We start from the raw sequence: 15,014 nt of genomic DNA, 5'->3' as shown, positions 1-15,014 counted from the left end.
CCAAGTTTATTTTTCCGCAAGTATCGCGCGCGCGGCCTCGGCAAGCTGCTGAACCGAAAACGGTTTGGGCAGAAAGGCGACATTGTCGATGTCGATCGACTTGCGCAACTGCTCTTCGGCATAGCCGGACATGAACAGGATCGGCAGATCGGGATAGCGTTTGCGGATGTGCCCCGCCATGGTCGGTCCGTCCATTGAGGGCATGACCACATCGGATACGAGCAGGTCGAGCGCCGGATCGTCGGCGATCATTTCCAGCGCGGCCTCACCGTTTTCGGCGGTAAGAACGGTATAGCCCTGACGGCTGAGCGCGCGTTCGGCAACCGCGCGAACCATATCCTCGTCCTCGACGACCAGAATGGTTCCCGTACCCCATAGATCGCCCGCCTTTGGTTTCTGCACTGCGGGGATCGGTCTTTTCTCGCCGGCACGAACCGCATGCACCGGCAAATAGATGGCGAAGGTTGTTCCCTCTCCCGGAACCGAATCGGCGAAGATATAACCGCCCGACTGTTTGATGATGCCGTAAACGGTGGAAAGACCCAGGCCGGTTCCCCTGCCCACTTCCTTGGTGGTGAAGAAGGGTTCGAAAATCTTACCCAGCGCCTCGGGCGGGATGCCCGTTCCGGTGTCCGAAACGAAAAGCGCGGTGTAATCGCCCACCGGCAGAACGTCATCCTCCATTTTGCGGACATCGGCCTGACTGATCGCCTGGGTGCGGATCGTCACCGTACCGCCACCATTCGGGTTCTTCGCCAGCATCGCATCGCGCGCATTGACGGCAAGGTTGACCACCACTTGTTCAAGCTGCCCAGGATCGGCGCGTACCGGCCCCAGATTGCGACCATGCTGGACCACCAGTTGCACCGTCTCGCCCAGCAACCGCTTGAGCAAATTGGACACTTCGGAAATCACATCGGGAAGTTGCAGCACCTGCGGGCGCAGCGTCTGCTGCCGCGAAAAGGCAAGAAGTTGCCGCGTCAGGCTGGCCGCGCGGTTGGAATTGGCGCGAATCTGCTGGATATCGTCATAATCGCTGTCGCCGGGCGAATGGCGCATCAGCATCAGATCGCAATGGCCCAGAATGGCGGTGAGGATGTTGTTGAAATCATGTGCCACACCGCCGGCGAGCTGACCCACCGCCTGCATCTTGGTCGCCTGCGCCACCTGTCGTTTCAGCCGGGTTTCCTCCCCCGAATCCTTCAGCGTCAGAAGCACCGCCGCATCGCCCAGCCCGCGCGCCCCCGCGACCGAAAGCTGCACCGCCTCCTCGCCACGGTTTTTCAAGCGGATGGCGATATCGGCCGAATGGGCGGCGCCGTTGGCGAAGCGGCGAATGACGTCTGCCAGCGGCCCCTTATCGTCGCGTACCACCAGGTCGCCGGGGTAAAGCGGCGGGTTCACCTCGCTAACATCGGCGGCACGGGTGAAGGCGTCGTTCATGTGAAGAAACCGGCCGTTGCGATCGACCAGCGCCATCCCCACCGGAAGCAGCGATATCAGCGACCGGACATGCGCGGCGGCATGCATCGCCTGCGCCGGCGTGCCGGGGTCTTCCTCATCCAGCAGCGCGATCAGCATCGGCGCGCCTTCGCCTTCGACAAAGGGGATTTGCAGAACGCGAAGCGGCGTTCCTTCCCCCGCTTCGCGTTCGAAGCGCACCAGCCCCTGACCATCGGTGGCAAGAAAGCGTGCGAAATCGCGGCCTTCGACCGGCGAATCGTCCTTGCCCGTCGCGCGCAGCCGGAACACGCGGTTCGCCGCCCGTATTCTCCCGTCCGGCGACAGGCTGACCGCCATGATGCCGGCTGAACCGAGCCGGTCGCCGCTATCGCCGCCGATCAGGGTTTCGACCTGCCGCGGCAGGTCCGCCGAGCTTGAACGGGTGAAACGCCACACCAGCATCTCACCACCGGTGCGTTCGATCCGCGCGGCGGCGCGCACTCCGCCCTTCAGCACGATGCCCAGCGTAACCAGTCCGTCACGCCACGCCGCACGGCCCGCCGAAGCCAGTTCCGCATCGCTGTGGTTCAGCGGCAGCGCCGGCGGTGTGGGATAGCCGCCGAACATCGACTGATACGCCGAATTGGCGCAGACCAGCCGTCCCGCCCGATCGGTAACCGCCACGGCGTCGGAACTTGCTTCGGCCAACAGATTGGCGAGCGCCCAGTCGATCACGACTTCCGGCTCTGCCTCCCCGCTGCGCATCCGATGCCAGCCATACATCGCCCCGGCGATGACCAGCGACGCACCCGCAAAGCCGGCGGCGACGAACGCATTGCCCAGCAGCGTGAGGATGATTAGCGCGGCAGCCACGCCGCACGCGATGGTTACCGCATAGGGAAATGCGGCTGCCCTGGTGGAAATTTTTGCGGGAAGCGTTGCCATGTCGGCGCCGTGATGTGCTGCCGTCCGCCGCCGGTCAAGCCGGTAGCGGCGTTATGATCCGCCGCTACCGTCAAAGACTTACCAGATGCGAACCCGCGCATCGGGGGCAAGGTACAATTTCTGGTCCGGCTTCACGTCGAACGCCTTGTACCATGGGTCGAGATTGCGCACGACCGACACCCGCGCCGGAGAGGGCGAATGCGGATCGGTCAACAAGCGGCGAGCGGCCTCTTCGTCGCGCACCTTGCGCCGCCATACCTGCGCCCAGCCGAGATAGAAGCGCTGATCGGCGGTAAACCCGTCGATGACCGGAGGTGTCTTGCCGTTCAGCGAATGCATATAGGCATCGTGCGACACGGTCAGCCCGGCAAGGTCGGCGATATTTTCGCCCAGCGTCAGCTTGCCGTTGACGAATTTTCCGGGCAGCGGTTCGTATTTGTTGTATTCCTCGACCAGCGCGTTCGTGCGCGCCTCGAACGCCTTGTGATCGGCGTCGGTCCACCAGTCGACCAGACGTCCCTCGGCATTATATTTCGAACCCTGATCGTCGAAATGATGGCTTAGTTCATGACCGATCACCGCGCCGATCCCCCCATAATTCACTGCGGGGTCTGCGTCGGGATCAAAGAAGGGCGGCTGAAGGATCGCGGCCGGAAAGACGATTTCGACCCTGCCGGGATTGGCATAGGCATTCACTGTCATCGGCGTCATACCCCATTCCCAGTCGTAAATGCGCTTGCCCAGCTTGTTCAGCTCGAAATCATGGCTCCACTGGTTGGCGCGCAGATTGTTGCCGAACGCATCGCCCGGCTTGATGACCAGATCGGAATAATCATGCCACTTGCTGGGATAGCCGATCTTCGGCGTGAAGGCGGCAAGTTTCTGATGCGCCTTCTGCTTGGTTTCGGGCGCCATCCAGTCAAGCTGATCGATGCGCCGGCCCATCGCGGCGATGATGTTCTGCACCATCTCGTCCGCAGCCGCCTTGGCTTCGGGCGGGAAATAGCGCTCGACATAGATTTTGCTGACATCGTCGGCAAGAATGCCCGAGGTGAAATCGACGCCGCGTTTCCAGCGCGCCTCCTGCTCCGGCGTACCCGACAGGCGGGTGCCGTAAAAGGTAAAATGTTCCTGATCGAACGCTTCGGGCAGCACATCGGAAAAGCTGTCGAGCGACCGGACGAGCAACTGGTCCTTCAGCGCCTGAAGCGGCGCGTCGGCGACCACCTTTGCCTCGCCCGTGATCGCGCTCGGCTGCGCGACGATGACCGAATCGACATTCGCTCCCAGATCGCGGAAGAAGCTCGCGAAATTGAATCCCGGCGCCGCCTGCTGAAGCTGGGCCAGAGTCATCTTGTTATAGGTCTTGTTGGCGTCGCGGCTCTCGACACGCGTCCAGTGCACCTTGGCGATGCGGGTTTCCAGATCCATGACCGCCTTGGCCCGCGCCTCGGCATCGTTTTCGCCCGCCAGACTCAGCAGCTTGGCCATATGCGCGACATAGGCGGCGCGCGTTTCGGCTGATTTGGCCTCATCCGACAGATAGTAATCACGATCGGGCAGGCCCAGCCCGGATTGATAGAGGTGCGCCGCGTAATAGTCGGGATTCTTATCATCCTGCCCGACATAGGGGGCGAACGGGCCGGAGATGCCGTCACGGTTTGCCTGGGCAAGCAAGGCGGGATACCCGGCCTTTGAATTCAGTGCCTTGATGGTGTTTAGCCACGGCTGGATGGGGGTCAGACCCTTGGCATTGATCGCCGCCTGGTCGAGATAGCTGGCATAGGCGGTGCCGATCTTGGAATTGGGATCGTTCTTCGCTTCGTCCAGTATCTTGCGCGTGCGCTCCTGCGACAGGTCCGACAGTACGGTGAACAGGCCGTAATTCGACTTGTCGGACGGGATGCTGGTTTCCTGCTGCCAGGTGCCGTTGGCGTAATCATAGAAATCATTGCCCGGAACCACGGCCTTTTCCATTCCCGCTTCATCGAAGCCGAACGTGCCGATCTGCGGCTTGTTCGATTGTTGCGGTGTGGTCTGGGCAACCGCCAGCTTGTCCTTGGCCGGAACGGCGTCCGCGCTGGTCTGAGGGGACGTCATCGTGGCGCAGGATGCAAGCAGTGCCGATCCGGCAAGCAACGTGGAGGCTAGAAGCGAGGTCCGCATGAAATCCTCTTTCGCGAAATGGGTGGTTACATCAGATACTTGTAACGATGTATCGCGAAACTGCCCGCTACAGTCAAACGCTCTTGCGACGGCGTTTCCACTTGTGCGCGATCCACCAGCGCCAGCCGAGCGCGCTGATCGCATAGCCAAGCACCGCCCCGACGATCGCGAAGACAACAAGGCCGACAATCGTCGCCGGACCGGCATCCGCGACCAGCCAATGCAGCCAGCCCGTCTGCGCCTGCACGGTAATCGGCCGCCCGGGGACCCGCGCATCGATGCTGAGCACCCATTTGCCAGTCCAGTATGCGGCAAGCCAGATCGGCGGCATCGTCAGCGGATTGGTGATAAAGGTGGTCAGCGCGGCAGCGGGAATATTGGCCTTTACCGGAAAGGCCAGCAGCGCGGACAGCGGGATTTGCGCCACCGGGACCAGCATGCCGGTCAGCATGCCCAGCGCGACACCGCGTGGCACCGAACGGCGGGTGAAGCGCCACAAGGCGGGATGAAGCACCCGGTGGGCGACAGGGCGCAGCCATTTGTTGCTCGCCATCCCGGCGCGGGTCGGCAGCGCACGGTGGAACCGCTCAATCAATCCGCCCTTTCCCGCCTTCCGGTTCGCCGGTTCATCCCCGGTCGCGCAGAAGCCTTTGTTGTTCACGCTTCCAGTCCCGCTCCTTGATCGCCTCGCGCTTGTCATGCGCCTTCTTGCCCTTGGCCAGCGCGAGTTCGACCTTCGCACGCCCCCGTCCGTTGAAATATATAGACAGCGGAACAAGCGTCATGCCTTCGCGCGCAACTGCCCCATGCAATTTTTGTATCTCGCGATGATGAAGCAGCAGTTTACGTGCGCGCTTGGGTTCATGGTTGAACCGGTTGCCGTGCGAAAATTCGGGAATGTTGGAATTGACCAGCCAGACCTGCTCGTCCTTCACCTCGGCATAGCTTTCCGCAATCGACCCTTCGCCGAAGCGCAAGCTCTTCACCTCGGTCCCGGTAAGCGCGATTCCGGCCTCATAAGTATCCTGGATGGCATAGTCGAAGCGCGCGCGCCGGTTTTCGGCGACGGTCTTCTTCTTGTCGAAACTCTGGGTGCGGGGTCGGGCCATGGGAGACGCCATGTAGGCCGATGGGCGGTGAAATAAAAGCGGGACCAAAGAAGAACGGCTGTTTTTGCACCGCGCGCCTAAAAGCGGCACGAAGGATGGCGCGCAATCAACGGGTCGCTACGATTTCCGCCCGCTCCTTTAGACCAGCCCGGCCGCCTCCAGCGCTGCGTCGACGACCAGCTTCGCTTCCTTGCCCGGCTCCACCATAGGCAGGCGCAGTTCGGTGGGAAAGTCTGGCAGCACGCGACCGATCGCGTATTTGACCGGTCCCGGCGAAGCATCCGCGAACATGGCGAGGTGAAGCGCGAACAGCCGGTCCTGAAGCGCAAGTGCATCGCCGTATTTGCCGGCAAGGCACGCCGCCTGGAACTGCGCGCACAGCGCAGGCGCGACATTGGCGGTCACCGACACACAGCCGCGCCCGCCCGTCGCCATAAAACCGATCGCGGTTTCGTCATTGCCCGAAAGCTGACAGAAGTCCGCTCCGCACGCCGCTCGCTGCGCCGACACGCGCGACAGGATGCCGGTCGCGTCCTTGACCGCGACGATCGAGGGAAATGCATTGGCAAGCCGCCCCATCGTCTCCACTTGGATGTCGGTCACGGTGCGGCCGGGCACGTTATAAAGAACGATCGGCAGGTCGCAGCTTTCGACGACCGCCTCGAAATGGCGAAAAATACCTTCCTGCCCGGGGCGATTATAATAAGGCGGCACCATCAGCGCGGCATCGGCGCCCGCCTCTTTTGCCGCCCGGATATTTTCGCACGCGACGCGGGTGTCGTTCGATCCCGCCCCTGCGATCACCGGCACCCGACCCGCCGCCTGTTCGGCGCAGATGCGCACGACACGGAAATGCTCTTCCTTGGGCATGGTCGCCGCTTCGCCCGTCGTCCCGCACGGCACCAGCGCAGACGACCCTTGTTCGATCTGCCATTCGACGAAAGCACGAAACGCGGCTTCGTCCAGTTCGCCGTTACGGAAGGGGGTAGCCAGGGCGGGAATCGAACCGGAGAACATGGTTTTGAACAAACTCCTCGCTACCGTGTAATTTCAGGGTGGCAGATAGGGATTGATTCCGTATCATGTCCAGCATGGTAGCGATGGTATTCAAGAACATATTCTTGCTTGCCGGTGTATCCGGCCTTGCCGCATCCGCCGGCACCCTTCAACCGCGCGTCAACGAAGCGCGCGCCGCGGTGGCGGGATGGATGGCTTCATCCAGTTCCACGGCAAGTAACGCGGCGCTCGCCGAAACGATCCGGCAGTGGAAGCAGCTTCAGCAATCGGACAGCTATTCGTTCAGCCAATATGCCGATTTCCTGCTCGCGCATCCCGGCTGGCCGGGCGAAAAGAGCCGCCGTGTCGCTGCCGAAGGCGCGATGGACAACGGATATTCGCCCACCCTCGCCGTTCAGTTCTTCACGAAATTTCCTCCGCTCAGCGCGACGGGGCGCGTCCGCTATGCCGAAGCGCTGATGGCCACCGGTCAGCCGATCGCCGCTGCGCAGGCGGCACGCGATGCCTGGCGCGCCGGGGTGATGCGCACTGAGGATGAGGCGCGGCTGCTCGGCGCCTTTGCCGGTTCGATCAAGTCCGAAGACGATGATGCGCGGATGGATGCCCTGTTGTGGCAGGGTGCCACTACGGCCGCGCAGCGCGAACTCTATCGCGTATCGCCGCAGCGGCGCGCCGAATTCGCGGCGCGGCTGGCGTTCCGCACCAATTCGTCCGATGTCGGCCAGCTCGATTCGCAGGTGCGCGGCGACGCGCGCCAGCATGCAGGCTTCATCGCCGATCGCGCGACCTGGCTTCGCAGCAACGGTCAAAGTCCTGTGGTGCGCCAATATCTGGCGCAGCCGCATAACCTGACCGAACGTCCCGGCGATGCGGAGGAATGGTATGAAGTCCTGCTCGCCAACGCCCGCGCAGCGGAGAATGACGGCCAGTACCAGACCGCCTATGCCATCGCCAGCCAGGTTGACGACGCCTATCCGATCGCGACCGATGTGAGCACAAAATCGCTGGGCGAGCGCGACGATTATACCAGCCTTGTCTGGCTGGCGGGCACCACCGCTTTCTACAAGCTGGGCAAGCCCGGCGACGCCGAAAACATGTTCATCCGTTATGCGCGTGGATCGCGCACCCCCCAGACCCAGTCCAAGGGGTTGTACTGGGCCGGGCGCGCGGCCGAAGCGGCGGGCGAGCAGGTAAAGGCCAAGGCCTATTATCGCGAAGCGGCGGGCTTTCCCGACCTGTATTACGGCCAACTGTCGACAGAACGGCTGGGCGAAAAACTGCGTCGTCCGTCGGGCGACGGGCCGCAGCAGATCGCCGATGATACGCGCAACGCCTTTTATTCCGGCGAAGTGGTGCGCGCCGCGCAGCTGCTGGGCACGCAGGGCGACTGGGACGATCAGACCGCGTTCATTCGCCAGATTGCGGCAGATGCCAAAAGCGATACGGATCATGCCCTCGCCTTCGAACTTTCGCGGTCGCTGGGGCGGCCCGATCTGGGCGTGATGGTCGGGCGCAGCGCCCGGCTGAACGGTCTCACCGATTATACGGCGCTCGGCTATCCATCGGTTCCCGTCCCTGCGGGCTATCAGAATGACTGGACGATGATCCACGCCATCGCGCGGCAGGAAAGTCAGTTCAACACCGCCGCGATCAGCCATGCCGGCGCGCGCGGGCTGATGCAGTTGATGCCGGGCACCGCGCGGGAGGCGGCGGGAAAGATCGGACTTGCCTATAGTTCGGATTCGCTGACCGGCGACCCGCAATATAATATCCAGCTTGGATCGAGCTATTTCCAGCGGATGCTCAGCTATTATGGCGGCAGCTATCCGCTTGCCGTCGCCGCGTACAATGCCGGGCCGGGCAATGTGAACAAATGGATTCGCGCCAATGGCGATCCGCGCATGCCCGGCGTCGACATGGTCAAATGGATCGAGGACATCCCGATCTACGAAACCAAGAATTATGTGCAGCGCGTGCTGGAAAACGCGGTGGTCTATGACCTTATGAATCAGCAGCATGCGCTGTCGAGGGGCTCGGCGAACCTTTCCTGGTATCTTGGCAAGAACAAACCGGGCTGATCACCGCGCCGCCCCTTCCACCTGCATATAGTCCAATCGTGCGCCGCCATTCTCCCATTTGCGGGCGGGGCGGCGCGGATTTTTTCAAGCCTGCCGCGATGACCAACCGTCCCAATTACATCACCCCGTCGGGATACTCCGCGCTGAAGGCGGAATATGACGCGCTGTTCGCCGAGGAACGGCCCAAGCTGGTGGAGATCATCTCCTGGGCGGCGGGTAATGGCGACCGGTCGGAAAATGGCGATTATATCTATGGACGAAAGAAACTGCGCGAGCTCGACCGGCGGCTCGGCTGGCTGTCGCGGCGAATGAATGCGGCGAAGGTCGTCGATCCCGCCAACCAGCCCGATCGCAGCCGGGTGTTCTTCGGCGCTACCGTTGAAATCGCCGATGAAGACGACAACCGCCGCACGCTGATGCTGGTCGGCGATGATGAAGCGGATGCAGGAAAGGGCAAGGTCGGATGGAACTCACCGATCGCGCGTGCGCTTCGCGGCGCGAGTGTCGGCGACCTTCGCCGCGTTGCGCTTCCGGCGGGCGAAAGGGAATATGAAGTAATGGCGATCGCCTATCCCGACGCCTGACCGTGCCTGCCCGCGCCGACCCGTTCGGCGTGCGCGACGGACTCCCCTTCGCGTTCGCCCGGCGACGCGCTAGATACCCGCTTCCAACGGGCCGGAAGTTTGCGGCCTTTCACAATCGCGTAGCGGGGAAATATCATGGACGCGTGCCGTTTGCTGGTGGAAGGACGCGTACAGCGCGTCGGCTATCGCGACTGGGCGGTGAAGACCGCCAAGGAACTCAACATCACCGGCTGGATCCGCAATCTTCAGGATGGCCGCGTCGAAATCCTCGCTGCCGGCGATGCCGGTGCGGTCGAGGCCTTTACCGAGGCGTGTCACGAAGGCCCGCGCGCCGCGCAAGTGTCCCGCGTCGATGTTCAGGCCGAGCCTTCGCCGCGCATGCTGAAAGGCTTCACCAAACGGTTCACCGCGTGAATTGAGGGAACATCGCCTCCCCTCGCCCATTGGCGGCTATAACAGAACCGGGAGGAGAGAAACCGCATGGAAAACGCACCGTCCGCACGCGGCAATATCGCGCTGTTGATCGACGCCGACAATGCATCGCCCAACAGCATCGACCCCGTGCTGACCGTGCTGGCCGAACTGGGCACCGTCAATATCCGGCGCGTTTACGGCAACTGGCGCAAACAATCGCTCAAAGGCTGGGCGGACATGACGCTGCGGTACGGGATCGAGCCGTATCAGCAGTTCGACATTACCAAGGGCAAGAACGCCACCGACATGCGGATGACCATCGACGCGATGGACCTGCTTTTCGGCGGCCGCGTGACCGGGTTCGGCATCCTGTCGTCGGACAGCGATTTCATGCCGCTTGCGATGCGCATCCGGCAGCAGGGGCTGGACTGTTATGGATTTGGCACCGACCGGACGCCGGAGGGATTTCGTCAGGCCTGCAGCCGCTTTATCGACGTACAGGCGCTGGTGAAGGCGCATGACGATAACGCGGCGAGCGCGAGCGCGACCACGGCGGCAGAGCCGTCCGAACCCGCATCCGGCGGGAAACAGGCGGTCGACGAACAGTTGCTGCGTCTGCTGATCGACGCCTATAATGCGGCGAAGCGGGATGAGCGTGGCTATGCCAGCCTGTCCGATGTTGGGCAGCGGGCGGGAAACCGGTCCAGCTTCGACACGCGCAATTACGGCTTTGCACGTCTCTCCGACCTGATCGAGGCCGTCCCCAATTTTCAGACTGAACGGCGCGAGGGCGGCCAAATCGTGGTCAAGCGTGTCCGTTGATGCGATAAGGCATACCGACACGCATTGATGCGCCCAATCAGCATTCCGCTACGCCAGTACGTGTGGCGAAACTGCTCGGCAATCCATTGACGGTTGCCGGAGGTCGCAGGGGGTGGAATGTCCCAAAATCGTTTGTTACGTGATGGGGCATGCATATTGGAACCATTGTTGGACTCACCATCTATTTCATCGCGATGTTGGGCATCGGCTTTTATGCCTGGCGCAAATCGACGAGTGATATCGACGGCTACGTTCTCGGGGGGCGTTCGCTCGGACCGGGGGTAACGGCCCTTTCCGCCGGTGCTGCGGACATGTCCGGCTGGCTGATGCTCGGCCTGCCCGGCGCGATGTTCGTTACCGGGCTTTCCGCCGCATGGATCGGCGTCGGCCTGTTTCTCGGCGCGCTGACCAACTGGCTGATCGTCGCGCCGCGTCTGCGCGACAGGACTGTCGATGTCGGCGATGCGCTCACCATCCCCGATTATTTCGGCAAGCGCTTTCCCAATGGGCAGTCGCTCCAGGTCGTATCCTCTGCGGTCATCGTGATCTTTTTCACGCTGTATACCGCATCGGGCCTTGTCGCGGGCGGCAAGCTGTTCGACAGCGCGTTCGGCGAAAGCTACACGCTCGGCCTGTTCCTTACCGGAGGCGTCGTAGTCGCCTATACGCTGTTCGGCGGGTTTCTGGCGGTCAGCCTTACCGACTTCGTTCAGGGCTGCATCATGTTCGTCGCGATGATCATGGTGCCGATTGTCGCGCTTACCGGCGCTGGCGGCTGGGACCATGCCGGTCAGGTGATCCGTTCGGTCGATCCGCAGCACATGGAATTGTGGAAAGGGCTTGGCGCGGTCGGGCTGATCTCCTCGCTCGCCTGGGGACTGGGTTATTTCGGCCAACCGCACATCATCGTTCGCTTCATGGCGATCAAATCCCGTGATCAGGTGCCGACGGCGCGCAATATCGGCATGGGCTGGATGCTCGTAACGCTGATCGGCTCGCTTTCGGTGGGCCTTGCCGGCCTTGCCTATGCGACCGAAAACAACGTACCGATCGACGATCCGGAAACGATTTTCATCGTCCTTTCCGACGTTCTGTTCAATCCGTGGATTTCGGGCTTTCTGCTCGCCGCGATCCTTGCCGCGATCATGTCGACCATTTCGTCGCAGCTGCTCGTTTCGTCGAGTTCGATCGTCGAGGATTATTACCGGCGCTTTTTCCGGCGCGAGGCGAGCCAGAAGGAACTGGTTCTGGCCGGGCGTATTTCGGTGCTGGTCGTGGCGCTGGTGGCGCTCGCCATCGCGTGGAATCCAAACGCGAACGTGCTCAGCATCGTCAGCCACGCCTGGGCTGGGTTCGGCGCGGCGTTCGGCCCGCTGGTCATCCTCAGCCTCACCTGGAACCGGCTGACGCGCAACGGCGCGATGGCGGGCATGATCGTCGGCGCGCTCGTGGTGGGCTTCTGGATCGCGATCGGCTGGAGCGACTGGCTGTACGAAATCGTTCCGGGCTTCGCGCTTTCCTGGCTGGTCACCTGGCTGGTCAGCATCATGGAAGGCGAAGAGGCGGGCGATACCGCTCAACCAATCACCGCCGCCGAATGAAGCTGCGGCGCGCTCGCGCATGGAGCGGTTCTTCTTTTACGGAACCCTTCGGCGCGGCGGCCGCTTCCACCATCAATTGCGGCTGGCGAACCGGGCTCGCTTCATCGGCGAGGACCGGGTTGCCGGCCGCCTTTACGATTGCGGCCCTTGGCCCGCTGCGCTTTTTGGCAGCGGCGGCTGATCCACGGCGACGTTTTCGAAATTGACGATTCCGCCCTTTCGCGTGAAATCGACGCGGTGGAGGGGTTCGACGCCCTGCATCCCGACACAAGCGAATATCTTCGGCGCAGCTTGACCACCGCTGCCGGCCGAAGTGTCATCGCCTATCATTACAACCGACCGGTCGACGCACTGGCGGCGATACCTGCGGGTATCTGGCCCCCGCCCCGCTGACCGCACCGCACTGTACCATGTCAGTTTTTTCGTAAAGTCCATTAGCGGACAATATGTTACGTCATATCGTTACCGGAACGAAGTCATCTTTTCTGCTTTGATTGCGCGATAACGAACAGGGAGGATCGGACGATGGCATTTTCACGCATGCTGATGGGCTGCACTGCGCCGCTGGCGCTCGCCGGGTGTGCAGCCGGCGGCCTTACCAACACCGCCCCGGTCACGCCGGGTCAGGCCGCGCCGATCAGCGTGACCGAACGGCAGCAGGGAAGCGAAGCGCGCACCGGCATATTGAACGAATATAATGGCGCCTATACGCGCGGCCCCACTGGCTATGTCACCAATGTGGCGCGGCGGATCGCGGTCCAGTCGGGCCTTTCGTCCGATCCGGGCGCATTCACCGTCACAGTGCTAGACAGTTCGGTCGACAACGCCTTCGCAACGCCGGGAGGCTATGTCTATGTGACGCGCGGCCTGCTGGCGCTGATGAATGACGAGGCGGAGCTTGCCGCTGTACTGGGGCATGAGGTGGGACACGTCGCCGCGCGCCACAGTCAAAAGCGACAGGCAGCAGCGCAGCGCAACAGCATCTTCGGCGCACTGGGTCAGGTGCTGGCTGGTGCCGTGCTCGGTGATTCGGGGTTCGGCCAGCTTCTCGGACGGGCGGCGGGTACGGGGTCGCAACTCGCCACGCTCGGCTATTCGCGCAGCCAGGAAAGTCAGGCCGATCAACTTGGCGTCGATTATCTGAACGGGGCGGAATACGATACCGACGCGCTTGCCTCTATGCTGACCAGCCTCAACAGTCAGCAACAGCTTGATCAGCAGATATCCGGTGATACCCGCTCGGTCCCCGCATGGGCGAGCACCCACCCGCAATCGGGCGAGCGTATTCAGGCTGCGCTCGCTGAAGCACGGCGGATCGGCGGCACCGAACAGCCGCGCAATCGCGACGCCTATCTCAGCGCGATCGACGGGCTTCTATATGGTGACAATCCCGACAACGGGATCATCGACGGCCGCGACTTTCTGCATCCGAAGCTCGGCATCGCCTTCACGATCCCGCAGGGCGCGCAGATGCAGAACAACGCGCAGGCTGTAACGATTTCGGGCCAGAACATGCAGGCGCAATTCGGCACCGGCTCTTATTCGGGCAGCCTGCCGAACTATATCCAGCAGGTTCTGAAGTCGCTGGGCGGCAGCGGCGCAACCTTGTCCGGCGGACAGGTGCAGCGTACTACCATCAACGGCTTTCCCACCGCCTATGCCCAGACGCGCGCTTCCACCCAGTCAGGATCGGTGGACGTCACCATCTTTGCCTATGAAGCATCGAAAAGCCGCGCATATCATTTCGTGGTGCTGACGCCTGCCGGTCAGTGGCTGGGAACAGCGCAGGGCATGGTGCAATCGTTCCGTAAACTGTCGAACGCCGATGCTTCGAAGGTGAAGCCCCGATATGTCCGCATCGTCACGGTCAAGTCAGGCGACACGGCAAGTTCGCTTGCCGCACGCATGGCGTTCGACGACGATCAGTTGCAGCGCTTCTATGTGCTCAACGGCATTCCGCAGGGTGCGACGCTTCACACAGGCGACAAAGTAAAAATCGTAACCTATTGAACTGAAAGCGCGCGGCGGTGACTGTTCAGGACAGACCTGAACAGTCGCCGCCAAGCACGTTCGCAAACCCTTGCGCCCTATAGCCCATTTCGGCTCCGCCTTGCTTGCTGATCAGATAGGTCGCTGGCGGACCGTCGCCGGTAGTGACGTCCACCGTCCACACCGCGACCGACCCGGCTGGCGTCTCCACCGTCTCGCTTCCGCTCACGTTCAGTTCGAATTCGCCAAGACCTTTGTCATATTGAAAAAAGGGCAGCCGGTAGCTGCCGCCCTCCCGCAACGGCAACGCGCCGAACATCACGCCCCACAGATCGCCTTCCCAGACCGGGCCGGACAGCGTGACGTCGATCGGCGTGGAAGTATCGCCAACTACGCGCTTTCCCGTCACATGATCGGTGCCATAGACCAGTTCGACATGTTGGCGCTGATCGCCGCGAACGGCGGCGCTGTCGAACCGGATCGGCCGCAAGTCGCGCTTTTGCAGCACGAAATGGTCACGCATGTCGAAGCGGCTGCCGTCCCCAACCCTCTGATGTACGACGACGTCCCAGGCGGGAACGCCATTTTCCTCGACCGCGCGGATCGTCTGAAGCGTTGCGCCGATCGTCTTGCCGCCACGCTGCATGGCGAAGCATTGCTCCAGCGGCCCGATGCCTGCGCCATTAACGACGGGAATCGAGGCGTTCGTTTGTGCGCCCAACAGTGCAATCAAAAATGCTGCCAACATACCTGCCCCATTGCTTCTTGTTGATAAGTGTACCATTCACATAATACAGCGGTATGCAAGCCGAAATCATCGGCATTCGGATCGAATGACGCGATCCG

General features: G+C 62.2%; 14 protein-coding genes. 8 read left to right on the top strand and 6 right to left on the bottom strand.

Features of this window, described 5'->3' with window-relative positions; translation table 11 throughout:
- Window positions 1-6 precede the first annotated feature (6 nt).
- The 5 genes from KY084_RS08310 to dapA all read right to left on the bottom strand — a co-directional run bounded on the left by KY084_RS08310 (window position 7) and on the right by dapA (window position 6,680).
- Entirely contained in the window at window positions 7-2,388 is a 2,382-nt protein-coding gene (locus KY084_RS08310; protein WP_219237996.1) for a response regulator, read from the bottom strand.
- Between the two features lie 78 nt (window positions 2,389-2,466).
- Entirely contained in the window at window positions 2,467-4,554 is a 2,088-nt protein-coding gene (locus tag KY084_RS08305) for a M13 family metallopeptidase (protein WP_246586994.1), read from the bottom strand.
- A 73-nt stretch (window positions 4,555-4,627) separates the two neighbouring features.
- Window positions 4,628-5,215 carry a DUF2062 domain-containing protein gene (locus tag KY084_RS08300; protein ID WP_343227982.1) on the bottom strand — a complete coding sequence of 196 codons (588 nt, stop codon included), beginning with the start codon at window positions 5,213-5,215 and terminating at the stop codon, window positions 4,628-4,630.
- Window positions 5,181-5,663 (bottom strand): SsrA-binding protein SmpB, encoded by a 483-nt coding sequence (smpB, locus tag KY084_RS08295; RefSeq protein ID WP_219237994.1) that lies wholly within the window; start codon window positions 5,661-5,663, stop codon window positions 5,181-5,183. The genes KY084_RS08300 and smpB overlap by 35 nt, the downstream gene beginning before the upstream one ends.
- Before the next feature lie 138 nt (window positions 5,664-5,801).
- Window positions 5,802-6,680, bottom strand: coding sequence for a 4-hydroxy-tetrahydrodipicolinate synthase (gene dapA / locus KY084_RS08290; protein WP_219237993.1), 879 nt, complete (start codon window positions 6,678-6,680; stop codon window positions 5,802-5,804).
- Window positions 6,681-6,754: 74 nt separating this feature from the next.
- Here dapA and KY084_RS08285 point away from each other — a divergent pair, with 74 nt between their 5' ends.
- The 8 genes from KY084_RS08285 (at window position 6,755) to KY084_RS08255 (ending at window position 14,189) form a co-directional block, all read left to right on the top strand.
- The gene (locus KY084_RS08285) at window positions 6,755-8,758 is read left to right on the top strand and encodes a lytic transglycosylase domain-containing protein (protein ID WP_219238077.1); all 2,004 of its coding nucleotides are present in this window, start codon (window positions 6,755-6,757) and stop codon (window positions 8,756-8,758) included.
- A 98-nt stretch (window positions 8,759-8,856) separates the two neighbouring features.
- Window positions 8,857-9,342 (top strand): transcription elongation factor GreB, encoded by a 486-nt coding sequence (gene greB, locus KY084_RS08280; RefSeq protein ID WP_219237992.1) that lies wholly within the window; start codon window positions 8,857-8,859, stop codon window positions 9,340-9,342.
- Between the two features lie 135 nt (window positions 9,343-9,477).
- On the top strand, window positions 9,478-9,756 hold the full coding sequence (locus KY084_RS08275) for an acylphosphatase (RefSeq protein ID WP_219237991.1): 279 nt from the start codon (window positions 9,478-9,480) through the stop codon (window positions 9,754-9,756).
- Between the two features lie 66 nt (window positions 9,757-9,822).
- Window positions 9,823-10,578 carry an NYN domain-containing protein gene (locus tag KY084_RS08270; protein WP_219237990.1) on the top strand — a complete coding sequence of 252 codons (756 nt, stop codon included), beginning with the start codon at window positions 9,823-9,825 and terminating at the stop codon, window positions 10,576-10,578.
- 149 nt (window positions 10,579-10,727) lie between these two features.
- A complete protein-coding gene (putP, locus tag KY084_RS08265) occupies window positions 10,728-12,179 on the top strand; it encodes a sodium/proline symporter PutP (protein WP_219237989.1) in 1,452 nt (483 codons plus the stop codon).
- A 19-nt stretch (window positions 12,180-12,198) separates the two neighbouring features.
- Window positions 12,199-12,360: a gamma-glutamylcyclotransferase family protein gene (locus KY084_RS08260; RefSeq protein ID WP_219237988.1), complete on the top strand. Its 162-nt coding sequence runs from the start codon at window positions 12,199-12,201 to the stop codon at window positions 12,358-12,360.
- A 56-nt stretch (window positions 12,361-12,416) separates the two neighbouring features.
- Complete coding sequence (locus KY084_RS16770; RefSeq protein ID WP_425516726.1) at window positions 12,417-12,572, top strand: hypothetical protein; 156 nt, start codon at window positions 12,417-12,419, stop codon at window positions 12,570-12,572.
- A gap of 132 nt (window positions 12,573-12,704) precedes the next feature.
- On the top strand, window positions 12,705-14,189 hold the full coding sequence (locus KY084_RS08255; protein ID WP_219237987.1) for a M48 family metalloprotease: 1,485 nt from the start codon (window positions 12,705-12,707) through the stop codon (window positions 14,187-14,189).
- Window positions 14,190-14,214: 25 nt separating this feature from the next.
- Here the strand turns inward: KY084_RS08255 and KY084_RS08250 are convergent, their stop codons facing one another.
- Window positions 14,215-14,916, bottom strand: a complete 702-nt coding sequence (locus KY084_RS08250; RefSeq protein ID WP_219237986.1) for a DUF3108 domain-containing protein — start codon at window positions 14,914-14,916, stop codon at window positions 14,215-14,217.
- Window positions 14,917-15,014 lie beyond the last annotated feature (98 nt).

The organism is Stakelama flava (assembly GCF_019351405.1).
GTDB classification, from domain to species: domain Bacteria; phylum Pseudomonadota; class Alphaproteobacteria; order Sphingomonadales; family Sphingomonadaceae; genus Sphingomonas; species Sphingomonas flava_A.
Note: the sequence above shows the minus strand (reverse complement) of the source record. Positions and strands in the feature narration are given on the sequence as shown.